Origin of the sequence: Nocardia ninae NBRC 108245 (assembly GCF_007990755.1) — a bacterium.
Taxonomy (GTDB): domain Bacteria; phylum Actinomycetota; class Actinomycetes; order Mycobacteriales; family Mycobacteriaceae; genus Nocardia; species Nocardia ninae.
This window is the reverse complement of sequence record NZ_BJXA01000008.1, coordinates 96340-118130: the sequence shown is the minus strand read 5'-3', so window position 1 is coordinate 118130 and position 21791 is coordinate 96340. Positions and strand designations below refer to the sequence as shown.

Genomic DNA, 21791 nt, shown 5'->3' with positions numbered 1-21791 from the left:
GGCCTCAGTGTCCCAGCGCACGCAGTGCGCGCGCGTTGACCTCGTCGACCTCGCCGACGCCGTCCACCGAGACGACCAGTCCGTCGTAGTGCTCGAGCAGCGGCTCGGTCTCCTCGCGGTACACCCGGAGCCGGTTGCGGATCACGCCTTCGTTGTCGTCGGCGCGCCCGCGGGCGAGCATCCGCTCGACGACGGTGTCCTCGGCGACGACGAAGCACAGCACCGCGTCGAGCTTGGTGTCGATGTCCTTGAGGATCTTCTCCAGCGCGTCGGCCTGGTCGACCGTGCGCGGGTAGCCGTCCAGGACAAAGCCGTTCGCGGCGTCGGGCTCGTTGACCCTGGCCTCGACCATGCGGTTGGTGATGTCGCTCGGCACCAGATCGCCTGCGTCCATGTACTTCTGTGCTTCACGGCCGAGCAGTGTCTGCTGGCTGATGTTCGCGCGGAACAGATCCCCGGTGGAGATGTGCGGGACGCCCAGTTTTTCCGACAGGAGGACGGCCTGGGTGCCCTTGCCGGCACCCGGCGGACCGAGCAGTACAACTCTCACTTGAGGAACCCTTCGTAATTTCGATTCATCAGCTGACTCTCGATCTGCTTCACCGTGTCCAGGCCGACGCTCACCATGATCAGCACCGCGGTGCCGCCGAACGGGAGGTTCTGGGTATTACCGGAGGCACCGATGTCGAGGAACAGATTCGGCAGGACAGCTACGAGACCGAGGTAGATCGAGCCGGGGAGGGTGATGCGACTCAGCACATGATTGAGGTAATCCGCGGTGGGCTTGCCGGGGCGGTACCCCGGGATGAAGCCACCGAACTTCTTCATCTCGTCCGCGCGTTCCTCCGGGTTGAAGGTGATCGCGACGTAGAAGTAGGTGAAGAACACGATCAGACCGAAGTAGATCGCGATGTAGACCGGGTTGCCCGGGTTCACCAGGTATTTGGCGATGATCTCCTGCCACCAGCTCGGGTCCGGGTTGTTCTGCGAGGACGTGAGCTGGGAGACCAGGTTGGGCAGGTACAGCAGGGAGGACGCGAAGATCACCGGGATGACACCGGCCTGGTTGACCTTCAGCGGCAGATAGGTCGAGGAGCCGCCGTACATCTTCCGGCCGACCACGCGCTTGGCGTACTGCACCGGAATGCGCCGCTGGCCCTGCTCGACGAAGATGACCGCGGTGACGATCGCCAGCGCGGCGACACACACCAGCCCGAAGACCAGACCGCCACGGCTGTCCAGGATGGACTTGCCCTCGGTCGGGATGCGGGCGGCGATACCGGCGAAGATCAGCAGCGACATGCCGTTGCCGACACCGCGCTCGGTGATCTGCTCGCCGAACCACATGACCAGCGCGGCACCCGCGGTCATCACCAGCACGATGATGATCATGGCGAAGATGCCGTTGTTGGAGATGATCTCCTTGTCGCAGCCCTGCAGCAGCTGGCCACGGGAGGCGAGCGCGACGAGGCCGGTGGCCTGCAGGACCGCGAGTGCGATCGACAGGTACCGGGTGTACTGCGTCATCTTGGTCTGGCCGGACTGGCCTTCCTTGCGCAGTTCCTCGAACCGCGGGATGACGACGGTCAGCAGCTGGATGATGATGCTCGCGGTGATGTACGGCATGATGCCGATCGCGAACACCGACAGCTGCAGCAACGCGCCACCGGAGAACAGGTTGATCAGCTGGTAGATACCGGCGTCTTCACCGCCGGACACCTGCTTGACGCACGCCTGCACGTTCTTGTAATCGACGCCGGGGGACGGCAGCGCGGCACCCAGACGGTACAGCGCGATCAACCCCAGCGTGAAGAGAATCTTCCGCCGTAAGTCCGGAGTCCGGAAGGCCGATACGAAGGCGGAAAGCACAGATCCTCCTGGCGAACGACATGGTCAGGACATGGAAATTTCAAGCAAACCCCAGATCCGACGAATCGGCATCTGGGGACGCTGAAAACCATGACGAGGCTTGGCAGACAACAACTTGAACTCTAACAGTGGCACCGGACGAGCTTTCACTCGTCCGGTGCCATTGTTTGTCAGAGTACCGTCAGCCCAGCTCGGTGACGGAGCCACCGGCCGCGGTGATCTTTTCCTTGGCAGCGCCGGTGACCTTGTCGACGGTCACCTGGACCGCGACGCCGATCTCGCCGTCGCCGAGGACCTTCACCAGCTGGTTCTTGCGAACCGCGCCGGCGGCCACGAGCTCGGCCTTGCCGATCTCGCCGCCCTCGGGGAACAGCTTGGCGATGGCACCGACGTTCACGACCTGGTATTCCGTACGGAACCGGTTCGTGAAGCCCTTGAGCTTGGGCAGCCGCATGTGCAGCGGCATCTGCCCACCCTCGAAGGCGGCCGGGACGTTCTTGCGTGCCTTGGTGCCCTTGGTACCACGGCCCGCGGTCTTACCCTTGGAACCCTCACCACGGCCGACCCGAGTCTTCTCGGTCTTGGCACCGGGCGCGGGGCGCAGGTGATGCAACTTGATGGTCATGTCAGACCTCCTCAACTGTCACGAGGTGGCGCACGACGTTGATCAGGCCACGGTTCTGCGGGTTGTCCTCGCGAACCACGGTCTGCCGGATCTTGCGCAGGCCGAGCGTGCGCAAGCTCTCACGCTGGTTCTGCTTGGCGCCGATCGTGCTCTTGATCTGGGTTACCTTGAGATCTGCCATTACCTGGCACCTCCCGCAGCCTGGGCGCGCGCACGCAGCATGCCCGCAGGGGCAACGTCCTCGAGCGGCAGGCCACGGCGAGCCGCGACCTCTTCCGGACGCTGCAGCATCTTGAGCGCCGCAACGGTCGCGTGCACGACGTTGATGGCGTTGTCGCTACCGAGCGACTTCGCCAGAATGTCATGGATACCAGCGCATTCCAGCACGGCACGCGCCGCGCCACCGGCGATCACACCGGTACCGGGCGAGGCCGGACGCAGCATGACGACACCGGCCGCCGCCTCACCCTGAACCGGGTGGACGATGGTGCTGCCGATCATCGGGACGCGGAAGAAGCTCTTGCGAGCCTCCTCGACACCCTTCTGGATGGCCGCCGGAACTTCCTTGGCCTTGCCGTAGCCGACGCCGACCAGACCGTTGCCGTCACCGACGATCACGAGGGCGGTGAAGCTGAAGCGACGACCACCCTTCACGACCTTGGAGACGCGGTTGATCGCGACTACGCGCTCGAGCTGGTTCTTCTCGGCCTGCTGGTCGCGGCGGTCGTTGCCACCGCGGCGGTCGCGGCCGCCACCACGCTGGTTGTCGCCGCCACCGGCGGCACCATTCTGCTGTCCGGCGGGTCCGTTGCCGCCGTCACGCCGTTGACGTCCCGGCATCAGACGTTCCTTCCGTTGGTCTTGATCATCAGAACTTCAACCCACCTTCGCGAGCAGCGTCGGCGAGCGCCGCGATGCGGCCGTGGTAGTCGTGACCACCACGGTCGAACACGACGGCCTCGACGCCGGCAGCCTTGGCACGCGCGGCCAGCAGTTCGCCGACCTTCTTGCTCTTGGCCGACTTGTCGCCGTCCAGCGCACGCACGTCGGCCTCGATCGAGGACGCGGCGGCGATGGTCTTGCCGATCGAATCGTCGACCAGCTGCGCGTGCAGGTGCCGCGAGGAGCGGTTGACCACCAGGCGCGGACGCTCGGTGGTGCCTTCGACCTTCTTGCGCAGACGGAAGTGACGGCGGGTCTTCGACAGACGACGCGTCGTGGACACGTCCTTGCCGCGCGGCTTGCGCTTGGCGATCTGGTTTTCGGTTTGCGCCATGATCACTTACCCGTCTTTCCGACCTTGCGGCGAACGACCTCGCCGGCGTAGCGGATGCCCTTGCCCTTGTACGGGTCGGGCTTGCGCAGTCCGTGGATCACAGCGGAGATCTGACCGACCGCCTGCTTGTCGATACCGGACACGGAGAACTTGGTGGGCGACTCCACCGCGAAGGTGATGCCCTCCGGCGCCTCGATCGGCACCGGGTGGCTGTAACCCAGAGCGAACTCCAGGTTCGAGCCCTTGGCCTGCACGCGGTAACCGACGCCGAAGATTTCCATCTTCTTCTCGTAGCCCTTGGTCACGCCTTCGACCATGTTGGCGACGAGGGTACGGGTCAGGCCGTGCAGCGAGCGGTTCTGGCGCTCGTCGTTCGGGCGAACGACCTCGAGCTGGCCGTCCTCACCCTTGGAGATGGTGATCGGCTCGGCAACGGTGTGCGACAGGGTGCCCTTGGGACCCTTCACCGACACGCGCTGGCCGTCGATGGTGATCTCGACGCCGGCCGGAATTGCGATGGGCTTCTTGCCAATACGCGACATTTGTCCTACCTCCCCTTACCAGACGTAGGCGAGGACTTCCCCGCCTACACCTTGCTTGGCCGCCTGGCGATCGGTGAGCAGACCGGTCGACGTGGAGATGATCGCCACGCCGAGGCCGCCCAGGACCTTGGGCAGGTTGGTGGACTTCGCGTACACACGCAGACCCGGCTTCGAGACGCGGCGCAGGCCCTGCAGGCTGCGCTCACGGCTGGGGCCGTACTTGAGGTCGACAACGAGGGCCTTGCCCACGGTCGCGTCCTCGGTCCGGTAATCGGCGATGTAGCCCTCGCGCTTGAGGATCTCGGCGATGTTCGCCTTGAGCTTCGAGTGCGGAGCCTTCACCTGATCGTGGTACGCCGAGTTGGCGTTGCGCAGACGAGTCAAGAAGTCCGCGATCGGATCAGTCATGGTCATGGTTAGACCTCGACACCTTTCTCGCTACGGTTCCCATGCAACACCGGCGAGCACAAGGCATGCCGATCGTGGGCCTACAGCAATTGGGCTGGTCCGGTCGACGCTTGCCGACCGGAGTTGAGTTCTCTGAACGAGTTCTCGGTGCCAGGACGGGCCGCACGTCGATGCAGTGCACCAAGACATGCAGGCACAGTTGTGCCCAGGCAACCGGTCTAGTGTAGACAACGCCCAGCTGGCGGCCAAATCGGGGTAGAACTCGGCCCACCAGCCCGTGATACGTTCTCACGGTGCGCAGCAGTCCTGAGCAGATGCACACCACTGCGGATCGGATGGCGGCAAGAGCCGAAGAGTTCTGGACCGACATCGACGCGTTGTCCAAGCAAGCCGCCGCGCTGATGGCATCGGACTGGATCGGTGAGGCGGCCGAGACCCACGCTGCGTTATGGACCGAGTGGGTGGATTCTGCTCGTAAAGTCGCGGTCGCGCTGAGCGAGGACGCGGTCCTGATACATCAAGCCGCGAACGCCCTCACTAAGACGGATCAGGCCAACGCGGACGACCTGACGTATATCCGATTCAACCTGGATGATGCGTAATGGCGTCATACAGGGTCGACACCGACCAGATCCTGGCCCTCGTCGCGAAAGCCCGGCTGATCGGCCAGCAAATCGAGCAACGCATCGCCGACGTCGAGCACGAAGTGGCCGACCTGCATATCGAGTGGCAAGGCAGTGCCGCCGAAGCGCATCGCGCCAAACATGACACTTGGCACCGCGAAATGCAGGACATGAAGTCGGCTCTCGCGGACCTCGAAACAGCCGCCAGAGCGGCACGTGACAGATACCTGGCCAACGTCGAGCACAACAAGGGGATGTGGCCCTGATGGCGCCCATCACCATGAACGCGAACCTGCTTTTCGACGCTGCACGGCTATACGAAACAGCCCGAAACAATGCCGACAGTGTGGTCAAGACCCTCGCCGCGGCACTCGACAAAGACTGGGGCTGCGCGGGGAACGACAGCGCTGGTCGCACCTGGGCGAGTAGTTACGATCCGGCCGCCTTCAGCGGAGTGAGCGGCGGAACAAATATCGTCAACGCCTTCGGCAAGTTGCACGATCTTCTCGCCTTCACCGCGGTAAATCATGCCAACACCGAGAAGCTCAACAAGACGCCACCGGAGACACCCGATCCCGATCCCGCGGTTCTCCCCGCTGCAACCTCGCCGACGTTCAAGGGCGCATTCGGTGGCGACACCGATCCGCCATTCGGCTGGGAGATGATCAGCAGTTGGCTGCAAGGCCACACCTGGCCGAACGGCGATCCGGACAAGTTGCGCAGACTCGGCACCGCGTGGCGAACCGCAGCCAAAGGACTGCGCGATGCCAGCGATGGGACCGGGCAAGCCTGGGTGAATCTGGAAGAAAACGCATCAGAAGAGCTGCCCCAGGCGCTCGCCCAAATGGACGCGGTATTTACCGCCGCCGATAACGTCGCAACGCAATACGAGAATCTCGGTCGCGCATGTGACGATTGGGCACAGCAGATCGAGGACGCACACCGCAAGATCCTTGCCATCCTGGCCGGGGCGATCGGTGTCGGCCTCATCGCCGGCGTGGTGGTCGGCTTCTTCACCGCGGGCACCGGCGCAGTGGCAACGACCGCTGCTACCGGTAGCTCCGCAGGCGCCGCCGTCGTCACCGTGCTGATCGCGTTCGACGCTGCAGCAGCTCTCGCAACAGGCGTCACCGTCGCGGCAGGTGCCGCGGCCATCGGCGTCGCCACCGACCTCCAGCCCCTCTTGGAGGCCAGCCCGACCCAATTCAATGCCAGCACAAATGCGGGCGGGAACAGCCACAAGTATGTGCCGCCACCGAAAGGTGGGCTGCCCGGGTTTCCGAACGCACGCCCGGTCAAGAAGGTCGGGCCGCGGTACAGACAGCGATGGAAAGACGACGAAGGCAATCTCTACGAGTGGGATTACCAACACGGTGCCGTCGAGAAGTACAGCAAGAACGACAAGCATCTGGGTGAGTACGACGCCAATTCGGGTACGCAGAATAAACCGCCAGAGGCGGGCCGTAAGCCCGGAAGGTAAGTTATATAACGGCTGACGAATGCGATTGCGCCGCAACCCCCTGGAGAGAATGTGAACTACCTGGAAGCCTACGACAAGAAGACCGGGACGTTGGTCGTCGAATATCCGCTACACGATCTGGAACTTCCGACCCTGAAGAACATGCTCGGCATCGAAGAAGGCATAGAAATATTCGGCTATGACGTTTCCCATGCACAGGCAGCAGCGCTCGGGAGATATATACACGAGCCTTTCGCAGTAGACGAGGCATGCGACTACCAAGTCGGTTTTTATCGCGAGTAAAGCGGTCAGCACATTCGGATAGGTCGGAACTCAGGAGCCATCGTGGATTACTTGGACCAGTGGAACGACGAGCAACGTCGCGCAGCGGCCGAATGGCGTAGCAAAAATGAAGCTCTGCAGCGCTCTCTCGCACAGATCGCGGTCCGCGCCGGATCACGCAACGGCGAGCTGAGCGCCACGGTCGACGGCCACGGCAACGTCACCGATCTTCGCCTCACTCCGCAGGCATTGCGGCTTGGCGAGGTTCAACTGCGCCGCCTACTCCTCGAGGCGATTCAGAGCGCCCAATCCGACGCACGGAGGCAAGCTGAAGCCGCGGCGCGCCCCCTCACCGACGACCCGGCCAACGCAGACGCCATGACCTTCATCCGCAAGATACTGGACGGCGATGCGCCGCCACTGTGATCCAGAACCCGCTGCTGAGACGAGCCAGATGTGCAGATGAGTGCTGATTGCCCGGGCCATTCGCACTGTCAACTCGTCCAACGACTCTGCCGCTCGTCTCTCCTGCACAAGATGACGGACCAGGCGATCGGATGCGACGCGCAGCACGTCGGCCACGGCCGCGAGGAAACCGACCGAACCAACCCCGCGACCCCGCTCTCCAGCCTCGGCCGTCGACCGACCCCGAGCTCATTGCGCCAAGCGCTACACGGGTCCGCCGGCAATCTTGGAGCTTATTCAACGCAACAAGATCGCAATTCACCTGCAAGCGGGCGCCCTACTGATCTTCAGGTTCACGGATACGCGATCCAGCAACCTCCAGAGGACATCTCAGCAAACGGCACGTGACCTCTATTGCGCGGAGATAGAGCTGCGCACACTGGTTGAGTACTCCCGACTGGCGTAACACTCCGAACGCGGGTCACGGTGTACCGACCGGAAGATCTGAAACATCGTTGAGGAGGAACCGCGGGTGAACGTCATGGTCGAAATGACTGCCCTGACTCTGAACCGCCCCACCGCCGAGGCCGGCGACATCGAACGCGCGGCCTGGTACGAGGCGAAAGCCAATCTGCACACCTACCTCGCCGGACAAGGTGGCTCCGACGCTGCGCGGGAAACCGCCCTGGCAGTCAGCGCGCACCAGCGCTCGCTGGAACTGCTGGGTCAGCAGAACTGAGTCCCCTGCCGTAAACCGCCAGCGGTCGCCCACGCGCAATCAGACGTCCAGATGCGTCTTGATCGCCGGGGCGACTCGGGCGATCAACTCATCCAGGCTTTCCGAGGCGATGGGCTCTACCCGCAGGATGTAGCGCAGATAGGCGATGCCGAGGAGTTGGGCCATCGCCAGGTCGATCCGCAATTCCGCATCCGGGCCGGGTAGTGCCGCCGCGATCTGGGCGTACACCTGGCCTTGGATGAATTGCCGGACCAGGTTGGCGGACTCTTCGTGGGTGGCGGCGCCGCGCAGGATCGCCGACAGCGGGGCGCGGGTTTCCGGACGCTCCCAGGCTTCGAAGAACACCCGTGTCAGCCGCTCCCCTATCCCGCGCGGGTCACCAGCGGTGATCCGGGTCGCGAGGTCCGCAGGCTCGAACGGCCATCCCATCGTCGCACGGAACAGGTCCGCCTTGCTGCCGAAATAGTGCCTGATCAGCGCGGGATCGACCGCGGCTTCCGCAGCGATCTCCCGCACCGTCGTCTTGTCGTAGCCGGCTTCGGCGAATCGGCGGCGCGCCGTCGCCAACAGAACTTCCCTGGTATCGGCCTTGCCGGGCCGTCGTCCGATCGGAGGCATGGTGCCAGAAACTCTACAAGCGTTGATTTCCTGCCGCCCGCAGCGATACGCTGGCAGCAGTAATTCCACAACTGAGGAGTTCCTGGAATGCCTGCTCCACGCTGGATCGCCCGCGTCAACCGGGTAGGGCTCAACCGGATCACCAGATTCATCGCACCCTGGGCGCCGGGCTGGGCAGTGGTGATACACCGTGGACGCAAATCCGGCCGAACCTTCCGCACCCCGCTATGGGCCTTCCGACGCGACGACAGATACGTCATCGCGCTGACATACGGCCCCGAATCCGATTGGGTGCGAAACGTTCTCGCCGCCGGAGGATGCCAACTCGAATCCCGACGGCGCTGCTACGAGGTCGACAACCCCCGCGTATACCGCGACGAAACCGCCGCCGAGATGCCACCGTTCATCCGCTTCATGCTCCGCCGCGTGATCAAGGCGCCGGATTTTCTCAGCCTCAATGTTCGTCACACAGTGAAATCAGCGCGCTGAACCTGAGGTATCCGAACCAGGTGCACCGCACGACAACGCCACTCGAGCGGCGCACCCAAACCCACACCGGCGGGCAGTCCCGACCATGAAGCATGAGTGCTTCGCATAAATTTGCACTGATTGTTTCTAGCCAACCGATCTATGCAAATTTGTGCTTGCCATATCCATATGGATGCCAACCGCGTACGCGGTCTGATCGCCGGTGGATAGACGCTGACCACCGAGTTCAAGCGGGGAACCGCCAACAAGTTCAACGACAGCGAGCTCGATGAGGCCGCTGTATGCATGACCAACGGCGAGGGCGGCGTACTGATCATCGGGGTCGAAGACGACGGCCGAGTGACCGGCGCAGCCCGCGCCACAGTGATGCGACCGACCCCCGCACGATCTACCGCGCCATGGACAAATCCCCCGCCTACATCCGAGTGCGCGGTGCAGATGCGATTCAACAGGAGCGCATGGTGTTGCAGTACGTCGAGTCCTTCGGCTCGGTCACCAGATCGCAGGCCGCCGAACTCTGCATGATCACATCTCAACAAGCCAGCACTTTGCTGCGCAGGATGGCCCGTGCGGGAACGCTCGTATTAACGGGAGAACGGAAAGGCGCACGATACGTCGCGCCGGCAGATACCGTGCCCCCGGCCTAATGGTGCCTCGTACGGGCTACAGGGACCTCGCCACAAGACACTGCGGGCAGTGGTACGAAGTACAGGCCGCTTCTTCATCGAGCCATAGATAATTTCAGCGCTCTATCGCGGAACTCTCGCTCTTGCCCAGTGCGCGAGTGGATCTCTTTTCCACCACGCTCCAGGAGGACGATCGACGGCGCCAGGACACCCTCGATCAGGACCTTTAATACCGAATTCCCGGTGCTGAAATATGTTTCATACATCGTCTTTACGAGATTTTCGAAGGCATCGATATCAATGTCCCACATATCAGAAGATATCGCACTCAACCCAGTGGGGACACCCAGAACCGATCCGACATCCTGCAGCATTCGCACGTACAGGTCGCCCACTCGCAGGGAGGGACTCCAAACTGTCTCATCATCGATATCGAAAACGTAACTCAATGCATTCTCTCGAATCTATTCAGCACATTTAAGGCGTAGCCATATGTCGGCAACCACCTTCCACAGATACTCCACCCAAAGACACCCGAAGATCGATCACCATGCGTCACAGCATCTGCTCCGGGTCAGCATGCCACGAAGACATCGGTAACCCGAATCGGATACACCTCGACCGTTAGCTCTCCGGACAGGTCAGGTCCCCTCGTGGAGATTCTGATGATCCCAGCGCGGTCAACGGAGATTCGGGTTACCTGCTCACGAAAAATGTCAGCGAGGAGCACCGAGTCCTGAGTCCATCGCACACGGGCAGACCGGGCGATGACGTCATAGGATAGTCGCAGCTTGTTCCGTTCGTCGGCGACGATATCCACTACAAAAGAAGCGACTGTTCCCGCAACCGCCACGCGCTCTGCCCCGAAGGTTTCGAGAAGTTCCGACTCCTCCGGCTCGATGAACTCATAGTCGGACATTTATTATCCTCTACGCTTCCACAGCGTCACGATTTGCCGTGAATCGAAACGCCGATCCTCCAGGCCACCCACCGTAGCCGACAGGGCGTGGGTTCAGTCGGTCCCAGAAATTCGAAACTCCGGATCTGGACTGCTATGAATATGCACTCTTCCCCAGTCACCCACTACCGTATATATCCCCTCCGAACTGGTCAAGGAATCGATGTTTCCCAGATCCTCGGTACCGGTTGCATCTTTATACTTCCGGAACGAGCGATAGACCCACTCGACACGGCGCACTTCGCTGAAAACGAGATCACCGCAAGCGTAGCAATACTGCTCACCAGCCCCAGGCGGATGGTACTGTGGATGTTCAGGCGTCAATACCGCTTCGAGCACAAACTTGATCTCGGAAGCCCTCTCGACAATGTCCGTCACGTAACTGTCCTCCAGATAGAGGCCAGTAAGATATGGACAGTCTACGTAATCATGGGTCACGGCAGTTCCGATCAATCGATGTTTGGCTAGCTTCCGGGAACTCACACTCGCTGGCCATCGAGTAGTTACGGCGTATATTCGTGGAACTCCCACCTGGCGAGTTGACCAATCTGCAACGCCAACTCCTGCCACGTTGGTCGTTCGATGTCCTTCAGAAAGTCTTCCACGTACCGCTTGATCAGTGCAGGATCGATTCGCTCGAGTACCAACAGATAGCGGCTCGAGTCCGGATTGCTCTGATCTACGACCGAATCACGTGCCTCCGGTGTGCATACCATGAGATCGAAGGATTCCTCGGCGGGGCCGTCCGCAGGACCGATCATCAGCTGCACGAACAGCGCGTCCGAAGGCACCGGCCCCCTCTCCAAGTCCGCATCCGGACTGTGGATGTATTTCAGTTCAGCCTTCATAGCCGCTCCGTGCCGTCAGGATTCCCATGCTTTTGAAACTCGAAAGCCTGTCGCAGGAAGCAGAGGAAAGAGTTCGCCAGCCGTTGATTTTCCGGGCATCCCTCTTGGTATGCGTATACCGCCTCGGAGCCCGGGTCGAAATAGTACACCTTATAGCCCTGATGGTGTCCGATGAAGAAGCGATTCTGCAAAGACAGCGTCTCTCCCGGTCCACTGCTTACATCAGCCGCCGCCTCGTTTGCCGCTAGCAATGAAGGAAAGAACAGGTCGGTTCCCACGAAGAAACCTCCAGCACCCCTGCCCAGTATCTCCAGGAATGCAAGATATTCGTCCGGAATCGGAAATCCGTCCGGGGCACTGGATACAACCTCAGCGACCTCGTCGGCAGTGCAGCCAGTGATCTCGTCAACCGTCGCCAACCCCGATCCGACTAGGTCTCGACATAGAACCAAGACAGCCTCAGAGGCCAGCATATCGACTTTCATAAACTGGGTCAATCAGCATTAAACTGAGGCTGGCCGGCAACACTGGAACGAAAATCCGCGCAAGCAGAAGTTCATTCGATCATGTCGATCTCGAGTGCGAACCACTCGGGCGGCAAGCCTGCCTTGAAAGTAGATTCGATCTGCCGATAGTTCATCACGAGCGGATGCGAGAATCTGACTGCGTCAATTTCTCCGAGGTGGCCCCGATCGACGACTTCGTCATCGACATAGAGAAGTCTATCCGAATACTCGAGAGTCGGGTCTACCTTTTCGAGCCGCACACGGGGATGAACGCCTTCCCGATACCACCTTGTACCGGGCGCCTCAGCGCGGAACCTTCCCACGTAAGGCACTCCCCCCATCAAGCACAGGAGATATTTCTCCATGTCGGCGAATCTGCGAAGCTCACCAACAGGACTAGGGAGATTTCGCTCGTCTTTGGTTAGCAGCCAGCCATCTCCGGAATCAGCAACCACCCAACTGAGTCCACCGATGTCGAGATACAGTCGACCGCCTTCGGAACGCGGCGCGTTGGCGAGCCAGAATTCATACTCTGGATCAGCTCCGGGGATTCGAGTTCGACCGAGGTCCTTGCCTTGACTGCGCACCGAAGCAGCCTGCCATTCGTACCAACTGCGCACTACCCGCCGCATATCCGAAGGAAATATCCGTAGATCAATCGCTGCGTGCGTCAAACCATCCGTCCTTGTCTGCTATAAAACTCGAAGTCACACGGCCGCTCGTCAGATCAGATATCCACAATCTATTAGATCCGCCACACTTCCTTCGACCTCGGGACTCTTCGACTTCAGGATCCGATATTGGATCCCGCCGCCCTCTTCGCCGAACCAGGAAGCTACCTTCGATTCCTCGATGGTCCACCCAGGCGGCAGCTTTGCGCCGGGTGCCACTTCGTAGGTGTTGTATGCCTTGGTTGCGAGGGTGTCCGGCGGCAGCGAACGTGCGGTTAGCGGGGTCCCCTCCGGCGATAGCCAAGACCCGTATTCCGATCCGTACCGATCGATCTTCATCCCCGGAGGAAGATCGGCATCCTGTTTCGTCCCGGGAACAGCATAATCTTTACCTGGATACTTCCAGTTGCCCGGCTCGCCATACTTTGCCACGTACTCCGCATCCGTGAGATTCTCGCCGGAGGGATAGGTCTTCCTTGCTCCTGCCTTGCTTGGCAGCTTGGATCGCAAGCGTTCATACAGGTCCTTCACGGCCTGTTTTCCCTTTGCCAGCACGGCCTTGGCGTCGTCAGCCAATCCCTTGAGCTGCAACGCCTTCCGTGCTCGCCAGGCAGTGACGGTTGCTTTGATCTTCACCGCCCAGCGTCGTGCCGACTCGACAGCTTTGGCGCCAGCGATCAGACCACCGACTCCGGTGAGGCAGGTGGCGACGACGGTGACCGCTACGTTGATCGCGGCTTCTTGGATGATGGCTTCGATGAAACCTTTGACCTCGTTACGTAGCTCTTCGATCGATTGCTTGTAGTCGAGGCAGGTTTTGCTGATCTGCTTGCAGGTGTCGAGTAGAGCTCCGATGGAGCTCTCCAGGGTCTTCAGGTCTTCGCGGACCTGCACCGCATCCTTGGAGGTCACTCCGTCGAAGAGACTCGCGGAGATCGTGATTTTGTCTTTGGCGTTGGTGTTCTGGTAGATCGTGCCGAGCCGATCCCAGGCGTCGGCTGCTTTGGTGAGTGTGCCGGTGTTGCCGTCGGGGAGGGGGCAGTTGATGGCGTCAAGTACTTCGATGGAGGTTTTCGCTAGGCCCTGTGGGGTGCCGCCGGCGGCTGATGCGGGGAGGGCGTAGGGGCCGAAGGTCAGTGTTGATGGTGCATCGGCCGGGCGGTCGGGCTGGGCCGTACCTTTCAGCGCGGCATCGGATTTGGCGTGTTCGAAACCTAGGTCGTTGAGGGCGGTGCCGTAGGCGCGCAGGGTGGAGAAGGTTTGGTCGAAGAAGGATACGGTTTCGCGGGCTGACTCGTCGTAGGAGGTGGCCCAGGCTCGGCCGTCTTCGTCTCGGCCTGCCATTTGCCCGCAGCTGTTGAGTTCGGCGAAGACGTATTTGAAGCTGTCGTTGAGGGCGGCGGCGGCGTCGAAGCAGTTGGTGGCGGCCTGGTAATAGACCTTGGGATCCACCTCGAGTTTCTCGGTCATATGCCGAGAATCCGGAGGGTTTGGGAGGCGGCGTTGGTGTAGCTTTCGTGGGCTTTTTTCAACGCATCTTCCAGAGCCGCGAGCCCGTCCTGCATGTCGGTGACACCTGCTGCCCACTCGGTATGCGCCTCGCTATAGGCCACCGCTGCCGCGCCGACCCACACGCCCTCGACTTCCTTGGCCTTCGCCTCGAGCTCGGCCAAGCGATCGGCGACGGCCGCCCTGTATGCGCGCATGCGAGCGGCCAACTCCTCGAGTTTGGCGAGGTCGACCGAGAATGCTGGTGTCTCACCGGTCATCAGATGCCCCGATCAAGGAAGGTCCAGGGAGCTGAGGCCTTCGGCGTAGGACTGGTCGGTCGTACGGAGGGTTTCGGCGGTGACCCCGAGCTTCTCGGCCAGCTCGAACAATGCGTCCCACACCTGGTCCGCACCCTCGTGGAACTCGTCCCACGCGGCCGTGAAAGCACCTGCGTTGTTCCCTGCCCAACTGTCGATCGTGACCTTCGTGTCGGTGACCAGCGACGAATACCCGGACTTCAACTCGTCCGCGATCTGGTAGGCCATCCGCCCCAACGCTTTCACCTCTTCGGGCTCGACCGATAGCTCTCCCATGGCCCACTCCTCTCGATGGTGACGCAGGCGGTGATCTGTCCCCGTTTCTTGTATGACGCACCAGGCGCCGCCGCGGTTCCGTTGGATTCGTCCCACACCGCGAATAAACGCGCAAAGGCACGGCCTCCAGTGGAGGCCGTGCCTTTGTACGGGTTCCCGCTTACGCGGGCGCACTCACGAAGAGCGCAAGCTCACCAGGAGCTCTTGTGCACGCCCGGGAGCTCACCGCGGTGCGCCATCTCACGAAGGCAGACGCGGCAGAGGCCGAACTTGCGGTAGACCGCGTGCGGGCGACCGCAACGCTGGCAGCGGGTGTAGGCGCGAACGGCGAACTTCGGCTTGGCCTCAGCCTTGATCCGCAGTGCTTTCTTGGCCATCGTCAGTTCTCCTTGAACGGGAAGCCGAGGTGCTTGAGCAGGGCGCGGCCCTCTTCGTTGTTCGTCGCGGTGGTCACGACGGTGATGTCCATACCGCGCGGACGGTCGATGGAGTCCACGTCGATCTCGTGGAACATCGACTGCTCGCTGAGGCCGAACGTGTAGTTGCCGTTGCCGTCGAACTGCTTCGGCGACAGGCCGCGGAAGTCGCGGATACGGGGCAGCGCGATGGAGACCAGGCGGTCGAGGAACTCCCACATGCGATCGCCACGCAGGGTGACCTTCGCGCCGATGGGCATGCCCTCACGCAGCTTGAACTGCGCGATCGACTTGGTCGCCTTGCGGATCTCCGGCTTCTGACCGGTGATCAGCTCCAGGTCCTTGACGGCACCGTTGATCAGCTTCGCGTCCCGGGCGGCGTCGCCGACACCCATGTTCACGACAACCTTGACCACGCCGGGGATCTGCATGACGTTGGCGTAGTTGAACTCGCTGTTCAGCGCGTCCTTGATCTCGGCGCGGTAGCGCGCCTTCAGACGCGGCTGGGTCTGCTCAGAGGTAGTCATGTCAGATGTCCTTCCCGTTGTTACGGGAGATCCGGACCCGCTTGCCGCTCTCCTCGTCGGTCCGGTAACCGACGCGGGTCGGCTTGCCATCGGAGTCGACGATCATCACGTTGGACACGTGGATCGGAGCTTCCTGGGTCACGATGCCGCCCGAAGAGGCGCCGCGCTGGTTGGCGGAGTTCGCGACGTGCTTCTTGATCCGGTTCACGCCCTCGACCAGGATGCGGTTGCGCTCGGGGTAGGCCTGAATGACCTTGCCCTTGGCGCCCTTGTCCTTACCCGAGATGACGAGCACGGTGTCGCCCTTGTGCACCTTCATGTCAGAGCACCTCCGGGGCCAGCGAAACGATCTTCATGAACTTCTTCTCGCGCAACTCGCGGCCGACCGGGCCGAAGATGCGGGTGCCACGCGGGTCGTTGTCCGCCTTGATCAGCACGGCCGCGTTCTCGTCGAACTTGATGTACGAACCGTCCGGGCGACGGCGCTCCTTGGTGGTGCGCACGATGACGGCCTTGACGACCTCACCCTTCTTGACGTTGCCACCGGGGACAGCGTCCTTCACGGTAGCGACGATGATGTCGCCGATACCGGCATAGCGACGCGACGAACCACCGAGAACGCGGATGCAAAGGATTTCCTTCGCGCCCGTGTTGTCGGCGACGCGCAGTCGCGACTCCTGCTGAATCACTTCAGCTCCTCCTGGACCTGGATGTATACGCACGCCGGATTGCCGACCCGACGGGCATGGTCAGTTGCCCTCCGGACGCGCGCCTGCCAGCGGTTTCGTGGCTCTGAATGTGCAACTCGAGAACCAACCACTGGGGGTTCACTGCCGGATTGCGGGCATAGCTCCCGCAGGCAACCGGTCTAGTGTAGGTGAATCCCCAGGTCGTTCCCAAATCGGGGGTCCGCGACGAATCCAGGGGGTGCGGACGCGCACCTGGAAACTCGGGCTAGCAGGCGCGCGCCACTACCCTCGGATCGAGCAAGATCAACGAAGCACCGTTCGGCTCGACCGTACCGAAAAGGGGATGCTCTTGAGCTCGTCCGCTCGTCTCGATCGCCGCGCCTTCCTGCTCGCTCTGGCGGCCGCGCCCGCCGCGGCGGCGTTGGCCTCCTGCTCCCAGCAATCACAGATCTCGGATGTTCGACTCACCGGCGTCGATCTCGCGGGTGCGAATCCGGCGGTCCGTCCGCAGGACGACCTCTATCGCCACGTCAACGGCACCTGGTTGCGCGACTATCGGCTGCCGCCGGACAAGTCGTCGTTCGGGTCGTTCGACGAGGCCAACGATCGCACCGAGCAGCAGTTGCGCGGCATCGTCGAGGGCATCCGCGATCCGCGACCGGGTTCGACAGAACAGCAGATCCGCGATCTGTACGACGCCAGGCTCGATCGCGACGAGATCGAGCGACTCGGCATGACGCCTGTCGCAGACCTGCTCGCGGCGATCGACGGCGCGGCGACAAAGGCGGACCTCGCTCGCGTGATGGGCTCGCTGCCGATCGCGGGCCTGATCGGCTTGCAGGTCGTGGTCGACCAGAAGAACTCCGCCAATTACATCGCCATGGTCAGCCAGTCCGGCATCGACATCAATCTGGACGAGCAGTACTACCGCAAGCCCGAGTACGCCGAGCAGCTCGCGGCCTACCGCACCTATCTGGAACGCATTGCCGCGGGCGCGAAGCTCAATAACCCCACCGGTACCGCGCAGCGGGTGCTCGACCTGGAGACCCGGATCGCGGCGGGTTACTGGGACAGCGTCCGCGATCGGAACCCCGACACCACCTACAACCTGCTGAGCTGGACCGAATTGACCAGGCTCGCACCGCAATTCGATTGGGATCCGTGGCTGACGGGCAGCACCGACCGCCCGAAGCAGCTCTTCGAGAGCATTGTGGTCCGGCAGCCGTCGTTCGTCACGGCCGCAGGAAACCTGTGGGCCGAGGTCGACATCGATCGGTGGCGCGAGTACCTGCGCATCAGTGTCGTCAAGGAATTCGCGCCCTACCTGCCCAAGGAAATCGCCGACGCCGCCTTCGATTTCGTCGACAAGGCGCTGCAAGGCCGCGATCAACGCCAGGAGCCCTGGAAGGACGGCCTCGCGACGGTCAGCCTGTATCTCGGCGAGCCCTTCGGCAAACTGTATGTGGAGCAACACTTTCCAGCACAAGCCAAGGATCGGGCCAAGGCACTGGTGGCGGATCTGATGGACGCCTACCGGCAAGATTTCACCAACTCGTCGTGGATGTCGCCGCCGACCAGGCAGGCGGCGCTGGCGAAGCTGGACAAGATCGTCGCCAAGATCGGTTATCCGGACAAGTGGATCGACTACTCCGGGGTAGAGATCACCAAGGGCAAGCTGGTCGAATCATTGCGTGCGGCAAGGGCTTTCGAGGTCAACCGATCCCTCGGCAAGCTCGGCACACCGGTCGATCGGGCCGAGTGGGGCTTCCCACCCCAGACGGTCAACGCGATGTATGACCCGACCGCCAACGAGATCACCTTCCCCGCCGCCATCCTGCAGTCACCGTTCTTCGACGCCGATGCCGCACCCGCGGTCAACTTCGGCGGCATCGGCGCGGTGATCGGACACGAGATCGGGCACGGCTTCGACGACCAAGGCGCCAAGTACGACGGCGACGGCAATCGACGCGACTGGTGGACACCCGAAGACATCGCCGCTTTCGAGGCCAAGACGAAACAGTTGATCGAGCAGTACAACGCGCTGGTGCCCGACGGCTTGGATCCGAGCAAGCACGTCAACGGCGCACTGACCGTCGGGGAGAACCTCGCCGACCTGCGCGGTTTGCAGATCGCGCTCGCCGCATACCGTTCTGCCGCGCAGCGCGACGGTACGGAACCGGACCTGAAGACCGTGTTCCTGTCCTGGGCCAGGATCTGGCGGCAGCAGGCGACCAAGCAGACCAAGGAGCGGATGCTCACCATGGACGTGCACTCCCCCAACGAGTTCCGTGCCAATCAGGTGGTCCGCAATATCGCCGACTTCTACTCCACCTTCGGCGTCGTGGCGGGCGACAAGCTGTTCCTCGCGCCGGACCAGCGGGTCACCCTGTGAGATGGGGCAGCCGGTAGCACCGCGGGCGGGTAGCCTCGGGCGAACAAATTGCGCCTGACGAGGATGCGGCGGACCGCATCGGGAGAGGAATCCGCGTGACACGTCTCGGACAGCTGGACCGTCGTGCCTTCCTGATCGCGCTCGGGGCGGTGCCGGCCGCTGCCGCGCTCGCGTCCTGCGCGAGCGATACCAAGGAGACGAGTAAGGCGCTCACCAGCGTCGACATGGGTGGCGCGGACGAGGCGATCCGGCCGCAGGACGATCTGTACCGCCATGTCAACGGGAAGTGGTTGCGCGAGTACCAGTTGCCGCCGGACAAGACGTCCTTCGGCTCCACGAGCGAGGCCTTCGAACGCACCCAGCAGCAACTGCGCGAGATCGTCGAGGGCATCAAGGATCCCAAGGACGGCTCCGAGGAACAGCAGATCCGCGACCTGTACGACGCCAGGGTGGACTGGGACACGATCGAGCGGCTGGGCATGACTCCGCTGGCCGGGCTGTTCGCCAAGGTGGACGGCGCGGCGACCAAGGCCGACCTGGCGAAGGTGATGGCAGAGTTGCCGATCGGCGGCCTGATCGGACTCGGTATCGGCACGGACCGGAAGAACTCCAACGCCTACATTCCCTCGGTCGGCCAGTCCGGGCTCGGGCTCGGCGAGCAGTACTACCGCAAGCCCGAGAACGCCGAGGTGCTTGCGCAATACCGGGTGTTCCTCGAACGCATCGCCGCGGGCGCGGGTTTCGCCGATCCCGCCGCGATGGCGCAGCGCGTGTTCGATCTGGAGAAGCGCATCGCGCCCGCGCATTGGGACAATGTGCGCAACCGCGATGCCGACGCGACGTACAACCTGTACAGCTGGAAAGACATGGTCGCTCTCGCACCGGGATTCGACTGGGACCCGTGGCTGGCAGGCAACACCGACCGGCCGAAGCAGCTGTTCGACACGATGGTGGTCGGCCAGCCGTCCTTCATCACGGCGGCGGGTCAGCTGTGGACCGAGGTCGACATCCCCACCTGGCGTGACTATTTGAAGCTCAGCGTGCTGCGCGAGTTCGCACCGTTCCTGCCCAAGGCGATCAACAACGCGAACTTCGAGTTCAAGGGTCGCGTGCTCAACGGGCAGGAAGAGCGGCCGGAGCGCTGGAAGTACGGTGTCGGCATCGTGGATGAGAAACTCGGCGAGCAGCTCGGAAAAGTGTACGTGGAGAAGTACTTTCCGCCCGAGGCCAAGCAGCGCGCGAAAGAAATGCTCGACGATGTCATCGCCGCGTATCGGGAGAACTTCACCAACTCGTCCTGGATGTCGCCCGCGACCAGGGAGGCGTCCCTGGCGAAGCTCGACAAGATCGATCCCAAGATCGGTTATCCGGACAAGTGGGTCGACTATTCGAAGCTGAAGATCACCAAGGGCAAGCTGATCGAATCATTGCTCGCCATCAATGAATTCGAGGTCAAGCGCGCGTTCGCCCGGCTCGGCGGTCCGGTCGACAAGTCCGAATGGGGAATGTCGCCGCAGACGGTGAATGCCTACTACTCGGCGAGCTCCAACCAGATCGTCTTCCCCGCCGCCTACCTACAGCCGCCGTTCTTCGACAAGGACGCCCAGGCCGCCGTCAACTTCGGTGCCGTCGGGGCGACCATCGGCCACGAGATCGGCCACGGCTTCGATGATCAGGGCTCGAAATACGACGGCGACGGCAACCGGCGCGACTGGTGGACCCCCGAGGACCGGGCCGCCTTCGACGCCAAGGCCAAGCAGCTCGTCGACCAATACAACGCATTGGTGCCGGAGGGGCTCGAGCCCAGCCAGCACGTCAATGGTGAACTCACCGTCGGTGAGAATCTCGCCGACCTGCGTGGTTTGCAGATCACGTTGGCGGCGTTCCGAATCGCCGAAAAGCGGCGTGGCATCGACGATCCCGACTACCGCACCATGTTCCTGTCGTGGGCCCGCAGCTGGCGCGACAAGCAGACCAAGGAACTCACGGTTCGCTTCCTCTCGTCGGACACCCACTCCCCCGCCGAGTTCCGCTGCAACCAGGTGGTGCGCAACCTGGAGGAGTTCTATCGCACGTTCGGCGTCAAGGAAGGCGACAAACTCTTCATGGCGCCGGATCAGCGCGTCACCTTCTGATCGCAACCCTCGACTTCCCGCACCCAGCGTGCGGGAAGCGCGGGCTGCTACGTCGAAAGCCACGTCCGATTAGCGCCGGTCCCGGCCAACAGACCTGGGCACACTGGGCACATGACGCGATCCACCACTGCTCCGATGACCGTGTTGACCAGCATGTATGCGGCCGAGGCGCAGTACATGGCGGCGGGTGGGCCGGGCAGTGCCTCGTTCGAGCTGCTCGCCCCGTACTTCGCCACCGACGTGGTGCTGCATCAGGCTGCCGGATTGCCTTACGGCGGAACATGGCATGGGCATGCGGGGATGGAGCAGTTCTTCCTCGCCATGGCGCGCACCTGGGAGATCTTCGAACTGCTGGAACAGAAGTTCCTGGCAACCGGGCAAACACCGGTGGTGCACACGCTCGTCCGCGCCCGCGCACGCACCACCGGGCGGGAGCTCACTTTCCCTATCCTGCAGACGATTACGATCACCGAGGGCCGGATTTCCGAGGTCCACCCGTTCTACTGGGATACGGCGGCTATCGCGGCGGTCTGCGCGCCCTCGCCGGAGGACCGTGCCGCTTCCGCGTAGAAGTCATTGCGCCCGATAGAGATTCATCTCCGAT

At 62.4% G+C, this 21791-nt stretch carries 33 protein-coding genes and 1 pseudogene; 12 read left to right on the top strand and 22 right to left on the bottom strand.

All coding sequences use genetic code 11. The features are described 5' to 3' along the window. Positions 1 to 4: 4 nt before the first annotated feature. The 8 genes from NN4_RS08790 to rpsH form a co-directional block, all read right to left on the bottom strand. Positions 5 to 550: an adenylate kinase gene (locus NN4_RS08790; RefSeq protein WP_107654163.1), complete on the bottom strand. Its 546-nt coding sequence runs from the start codon at positions 548 to 550 to the stop codon at positions 5 to 7. Further along, complete coding sequence (gene secY, locus NN4_RS08785) at positions 547 to 1869, bottom strand: preprotein translocase subunit SecY (RefSeq protein WP_107654162.1); 1323 nt, start codon at positions 1867 to 1869, stop codon at positions 547 to 549. Before secY ends, NN4_RS08790 begins: the two co-directional genes overlap by 4 nt. A 181-nt stretch (positions 1870 to 2050) precedes the next feature. Beyond that, complete coding sequence (rplO, locus tag NN4_RS08780; RefSeq protein ID WP_147129435.1) at positions 2051 to 2494, bottom strand: 50S ribosomal protein L15; 444 nt, start codon at positions 2492 to 2494, stop codon at positions 2051 to 2053. A gap of 1 nt (position 2495) precedes the next feature. Further along, entirely contained in the window at positions 2496 to 2675 is a 180-nt protein-coding gene (rpmD, locus tag NN4_RS08775; protein ID WP_135234810.1) for a 50S ribosomal protein L30, read from the bottom strand. Next, positions 2675 to 3334: a 30S ribosomal protein S5 gene (gene rpsE, locus NN4_RS08770; RefSeq protein WP_107654159.1), complete on the bottom strand. Its 660-nt coding sequence runs from the start codon at positions 3332 to 3334 to the stop codon at positions 2675 to 2677. The genes rpmD and rpsE overlap by 1 nt, the downstream gene beginning before the upstream one ends. 28 nt (positions 3335 to 3362) lie before the next feature. Further along, positions 3363 to 3770, bottom strand: a complete 408-nt coding sequence (rplR, locus tag NN4_RS08765; protein WP_135234809.1) for a 50S ribosomal protein L18 — start codon at positions 3768 to 3770, stop codon at positions 3363 to 3365. Between the two features lie 2 nt (positions 3771 to 3772). Continuing rightward, positions 3773 to 4312, bottom strand: coding sequence for a 50S ribosomal protein L6 (rplF, locus tag NN4_RS08760; protein WP_107654157.1), 540 nt, complete (start codon positions 4310 to 4312; stop codon positions 3773 to 3775). Between the two features lie 15 nt (positions 4313 to 4327). After that, a complete protein-coding gene (rpsH, locus tag NN4_RS08755) occupies positions 4328 to 4726 on the bottom strand; it encodes a 30S ribosomal protein S8 (protein ID WP_069161946.1) in 399 nt (132 codons plus the stop codon). Between the two features lie 287 nt (positions 4727 to 5013). Here rpsH and NN4_RS08750 point away from each other — a divergent pair, with 287 nt between their 5' ends. The 6 genes from NN4_RS08750 (at position 5014) to NN4_RS08725 (ending at position 8228) form a co-directional block, all read left to right on the top strand. Continuing rightward, positions 5014 to 5322 carry a WXG100 family type VII secretion target gene (locus tag NN4_RS08750; protein ID WP_147129434.1) on the top strand — a complete coding sequence of 103 codons (309 nt, stop codon included), beginning with the start codon at positions 5014 to 5016 and terminating at the stop codon, positions 5320 to 5322. Further along, positions 5322 to 5609 carry a WXG100 family type VII secretion target gene (locus NN4_RS08745; protein ID WP_147129433.1) on the top strand — a complete coding sequence of 96 codons (288 nt, stop codon included), beginning with the start codon at positions 5322 to 5324 and terminating at the stop codon, positions 5607 to 5609. The genes NN4_RS08750 and NN4_RS08745 overlap by 1 nt, the downstream gene beginning before the upstream one ends. Next, positions 5609 to 6823 (top strand): colicin E3/pyocin S6 family cytotoxin, encoded by a 1215-nt coding sequence (locus tag NN4_RS08740; protein ID WP_246180786.1) that lies wholly within the window; start codon positions 5609 to 5611, stop codon positions 6821 to 6823. The genes NN4_RS08745 and NN4_RS08740 overlap by 1 nt, the downstream gene beginning before the upstream one ends. Before the next feature lie 51 nt (positions 6824 to 6874). Next, positions 6875 to 7105, top strand: a complete 231-nt coding sequence (locus NN4_RS08735) for a DUF7683 domain-containing protein (protein ID WP_147129431.1) — start codon at positions 6875 to 6877, stop codon at positions 7103 to 7105. Positions 7106 to 7147: 42 nt separating this feature from the next. Next, positions 7148 to 7510: a YbaB/EbfC family nucleoid-associated protein gene (locus tag NN4_RS08730; RefSeq protein ID WP_186818328.1), complete on the top strand. Its 363-nt coding sequence runs from the start codon at positions 7148 to 7150 to the stop codon at positions 7508 to 7510. Positions 7511 to 8039: 529 nt separating this feature from the next. After that, positions 8040 to 8228 (top strand): hypothetical protein, encoded by a 189-nt coding sequence (locus NN4_RS08725; protein WP_228540923.1) that lies wholly within the window; start codon positions 8040 to 8042, stop codon positions 8226 to 8228. A gap of 39 nt (positions 8229 to 8267) precedes the next feature. Here the strand turns inward: NN4_RS08725 and NN4_RS08720 are convergent, their stop codons facing one another. Continuing rightward, the gene (locus NN4_RS08720) at positions 8268 to 8846 is read right to left on the bottom strand and encodes a TetR/AcrR family transcriptional regulator (RefSeq protein WP_147129429.1); all 579 of its coding nucleotides are present in this window, start codon (positions 8844 to 8846) and stop codon (positions 8268 to 8270) included. Positions 8847 to 8933: 87 nt separating this feature from the next. On the opposite strand from NN4_RS08720, the gene NN4_RS08715 reads away from it, so the two are divergent. The 3 genes and pseudogenes from NN4_RS08715 to NN4_RS08710 all read left to right on the top strand — a co-directional run bounded on the left by NN4_RS08715 (position 8934) and on the right by NN4_RS08710 (position 9982). Next, positions 8934 to 9335 carry a nitroreductase family deazaflavin-dependent oxidoreductase gene (locus tag NN4_RS08715; protein WP_147129428.1) on the top strand — a complete coding sequence of 134 codons (402 nt, stop codon included), beginning with the start codon at positions 8934 to 8936 and terminating at the stop codon, positions 9333 to 9335. A gap of 213 nt (positions 9336 to 9548) precedes the next feature. Next, a pseudogene (locus tag NN4_RS46875) lies at positions 9549 to 9674 on the top strand (ATP-binding protein); the annotation flags it as partial. Next, positions 9617 to 9982: a DNA glycosylase AlkZ-like family protein gene (locus NN4_RS08710; protein WP_222595008.1), complete on the top strand. Its 366-nt coding sequence runs from the start codon at positions 9617 to 9619 to the stop codon at positions 9980 to 9982. The pseudogene NN4_RS46875 and the gene NN4_RS08710, both read left to right, overlap by 58 nt. A 74-nt stretch (positions 9983 to 10056) precedes the next feature. On the opposite strand, the gene NN4_RS08705 is transcribed toward NN4_RS08710, so the two are convergent. The 13 genes from NN4_RS08705 to rplN all read right to left on the bottom strand — a co-directional run bounded on the left by NN4_RS08705 (position 10057) and on the right by rplN (position 16660). Then, entirely contained in the window at positions 10057 to 10410 is a 354-nt protein-coding gene (locus tag NN4_RS08705; protein WP_147129427.1) for a DUF6086 family protein, read from the bottom strand. A gap of 125 nt (positions 10411 to 10535) precedes the next feature. After that, a complete protein-coding gene (locus NN4_RS08700; RefSeq protein ID WP_147129426.1) occupies positions 10536 to 10880 on the bottom strand; it encodes a hypothetical protein in 345 nt (114 codons plus the stop codon). A 93-nt stretch (positions 10881 to 10973) separates the two neighbouring features. Then, positions 10974 to 11297: a hypothetical protein gene (locus tag NN4_RS08695; RefSeq protein ID WP_246180781.1), complete on the bottom strand. Its 324-nt coding sequence runs from the start codon at positions 11295 to 11297 to the stop codon at positions 10974 to 10976. A 125-nt stretch (positions 11298 to 11422) separates the two neighbouring features. Beyond that, on the bottom strand, positions 11423 to 11767 hold the full coding sequence (locus NN4_RS08690) for an Imm8 family immunity protein (protein ID WP_147129424.1): 345 nt from the start codon (positions 11765 to 11767) through the stop codon (positions 11423 to 11425). After that, the gene (locus tag NN4_RS08685) at positions 11764 to 12186 is read right to left on the bottom strand and encodes an SMI1/KNR4 family protein (protein WP_147129423.1); all 423 of its coding nucleotides are present in this window, start codon (positions 12184 to 12186) and stop codon (positions 11764 to 11766) included. The genes NN4_RS08690 and NN4_RS08685 overlap by 4 nt, the downstream gene beginning before the upstream one ends. 137 nt (positions 12187 to 12323) lie before the next feature. Continuing rightward, positions 12324 to 12947 (bottom strand): hypothetical protein, encoded by a 624-nt coding sequence (locus NN4_RS08680; RefSeq protein WP_147129422.1) that lies wholly within the window; start codon positions 12945 to 12947, stop codon positions 12324 to 12326. Between the two features lie 48 nt (positions 12948 to 12995). Further along, a complete protein-coding gene (locus tag NN4_RS08675) occupies positions 12996 to 14414 on the bottom strand; it encodes a glycohydrolase toxin TNT-related protein (protein ID WP_147129421.1) in 1419 nt (472 codons plus the stop codon). Continuing rightward, entirely contained in the window at positions 14411 to 14713 is a 303-nt protein-coding gene (locus NN4_RS08670) for a WXG100 family type VII secretion target (RefSeq protein ID WP_147129420.1), read from the bottom strand. Before NN4_RS08670 ends, NN4_RS08675 begins: the two co-directional genes overlap by 4 nt. A 12-nt stretch (positions 14714 to 14725) precedes the next feature. After that, the gene (locus NN4_RS08665; protein ID WP_147129419.1) at positions 14726 to 15028 is read right to left on the bottom strand and encodes a WXG100 family type VII secretion target; all 303 of its coding nucleotides are present in this window, start codon (positions 15026 to 15028) and stop codon (positions 14726 to 14728) included. 191 nt (positions 15029 to 15219) lie between these two features. Beyond that, positions 15220 to 15405, bottom strand: a complete 186-nt coding sequence (locus NN4_RS08660; RefSeq protein ID WP_040731429.1) for a type Z 30S ribosomal protein S14 — start codon at positions 15403 to 15405, stop codon at positions 15220 to 15222. A gap of 2 nt (positions 15406 to 15407) precedes the next feature. Next, positions 15408 to 15971 (bottom strand): 50S ribosomal protein L5, encoded by a 564-nt coding sequence (gene rplE, locus NN4_RS08655; protein ID WP_107654148.1) that lies wholly within the window; start codon positions 15969 to 15971, stop codon positions 15408 to 15410. Position 15972: 1 nt separating this feature from the next. After that, complete coding sequence (gene rplX / locus NN4_RS08650) at positions 15973 to 16290, bottom strand: 50S ribosomal protein L24 (protein ID WP_107654147.1); 318 nt, start codon at positions 16288 to 16290, stop codon at positions 15973 to 15975. 1 nt (position 16291) lies between these two features. Continuing rightward, on the bottom strand, positions 16292 to 16660 hold the full coding sequence (gene rplN, locus NN4_RS08645) for a 50S ribosomal protein L14 (RefSeq protein WP_107654146.1): 369 nt from the start codon (positions 16658 to 16660) through the stop codon (positions 16292 to 16294). A 343-nt stretch (positions 16661 to 17003) separates the two neighbouring features. Here rplN and NN4_RS08640 point away from each other — a divergent pair, with 343 nt between their 5' ends. The 3 genes from NN4_RS08640 (at position 17004) to NN4_RS08630 (ending at position 21757) form a co-directional block, all read left to right on the top strand. Beyond that, the gene (locus NN4_RS08640) at positions 17004 to 19052 is read left to right on the top strand and encodes a M13 family metallopeptidase (protein ID WP_147129418.1); all 2049 of its coding nucleotides are present in this window, start codon (positions 17004 to 17006) and stop codon (positions 19050 to 19052) included. Positions 19053 to 19147: 95 nt separating this feature from the next. Next, on the top strand, positions 19148 to 21187 hold the full coding sequence (locus tag NN4_RS08635; protein WP_147129417.1) for a M13 family metallopeptidase: 2040 nt from the start codon (positions 19148 to 19150) through the stop codon (positions 21185 to 21187). A 111-nt stretch (positions 21188 to 21298) separates the two neighbouring features. Further along, the gene (locus NN4_RS08630; protein WP_222595007.1) at positions 21299 to 21757 is read left to right on the top strand and encodes a nuclear transport factor 2 family protein; all 459 of its coding nucleotides are present in this window, start codon (positions 21299 to 21301) and stop codon (positions 21755 to 21757) included. The last annotated feature ends 34 nt before the right edge of the window (positions 21758 to 21791 follow it).

Bases quoted from the DNA above. Each gene is read 5' to 3' on its own strand.
- rplE (WP_107654148.1), bottom strand. From the start codon at position 15,971: ATGACTACCTCTGAGCAGACCCAGCCGCGTCTGAAGGCGCGCTACCGC.
- NN4_RS08690 (WP_147129424.1), bottom strand. From the start codon at position 11,767: ATGAAGGCTGAACTGAAATACATCCACAGTCCGGATGCGGACTTGGAG.
- NN4_RS08630 (WP_222595007.1), top strand. From the start codon at position 21,299: ATGACGCGATCCACCACTGCTCCGATGACCGTGTTGACCAGCATGTAT.
- NN4_RS08660 (WP_040731429.1), bottom strand. From the start codon at position 15,405: ATGGCCAAGAAAGCACTGCGGATCAAGGCTGAGGCCAAGCCGAAGTTC.
- rplX (WP_107654147.1), bottom strand. From the start codon at position 16,290: ATGAAGGTGCACAAGGGCGACACCGTGCTCGTCATCTCGGGTAAGGAC.
- NN4_RS08745 (WP_147129433.1), top strand. From the start codon at position 5,322: ATGGCGTCATACAGGGTCGACACCGACCAGATCCTGGCCCTCGTCGCG.
- NN4_RS08720 (WP_147129429.1), bottom strand. From the start codon at position 8,846: ATGCCTCCGATCGGACGACGGCCCGGCAAGGCCGATACCAGGGAAGTT.
- NN4_RS08700 (WP_147129426.1), bottom strand. From the start codon at position 10,880: ATGTCCGACTATGAGTTCATCGAGCCGGAGGAGTCGGAACTTCTCGAA.
- rplR (WP_135234809.1), bottom strand. From the start codon at position 3,770: ATGGCGCAAACCGAAAACCAGATCGCCAAGCGCAAGCCGCGCGGCAAG.
- rpmD (WP_135234810.1), bottom strand. From the start codon at position 2,675: ATGGCAGATCTCAAGGTAACCCAGATCAAGAGCACGATCGGCGCCAAG.
- NN4_RS08740 (WP_246180786.1), top strand. From the start codon at position 5,609: ATGGCGCCCATCACCATGAACGCGAACCTGCTTTTCGACGCTGCACGG.
- NN4_RS08670 (WP_147129420.1), bottom strand. From the start codon at position 14,713: ATGACCGGTGAGACACCAGCATTCTCGGTCGACCTCGCCAAACTCGAG.
- NN4_RS08710 (WP_222595008.1), top strand. From the start codon at position 9,617: ATGCATGACCAACGGCGAGGGCGGCGTACTGATCATCGGGGTCGAAGA.
- NN4_RS08715 (WP_147129428.1), top strand. From the start codon at position 8,934: ATGCCTGCTCCACGCTGGATCGCCCGCGTCAACCGGGTAGGGCTCAAC.
- rpsH (WP_069161946.1), bottom strand. From the start codon at position 4,726: ATGACCATGACTGATCCGATCGCGGACTTCTTGACTCGTCTGCGCAAC.
- NN4_RS08725 (WP_228540923.1), top strand. From the start codon at position 8,040: ATGACTGCCCTGACTCTGAACCGCCCCACCGCCGAGGCCGGCGACATC.
- rplF (WP_107654157.1), bottom strand. From the start codon at position 4,312: ATGTCGCGTATTGGCAAGAAGCCCATCGCAATTCCGGCCGGCGTCGAG.
- NN4_RS08665 (WP_147129419.1), bottom strand. From the start codon at position 15,028: ATGGGAGAGCTATCGGTCGAGCCCGAAGAGGTGAAAGCGTTGGGGCGG.
- rplO (WP_147129435.1), bottom strand. From the start codon at position 2,494: ATGACCATCAAGTTGCATCACCTGCGCCCCGCGCCCGGTGCCAAGACC.
- NN4_RS08640 (WP_147129418.1), top strand. From the start codon at position 17,004: ATGCTCTTGAGCTCGTCCGCTCGTCTCGATCGCCGCGCCTTCCTGCTC.
- rpsE (WP_107654159.1), bottom strand. From the start codon at position 3,334: ATGCCGGGACGTCAACGGCGTGACGGCGGCAACGGACCCGCCGGACAG.
- NN4_RS08675 (WP_147129421.1), bottom strand. From the start codon at position 14,414: ATGACCGAGAAACTCGAGGTGGATCCCAAGGTCTATTACCAGGCCGCC.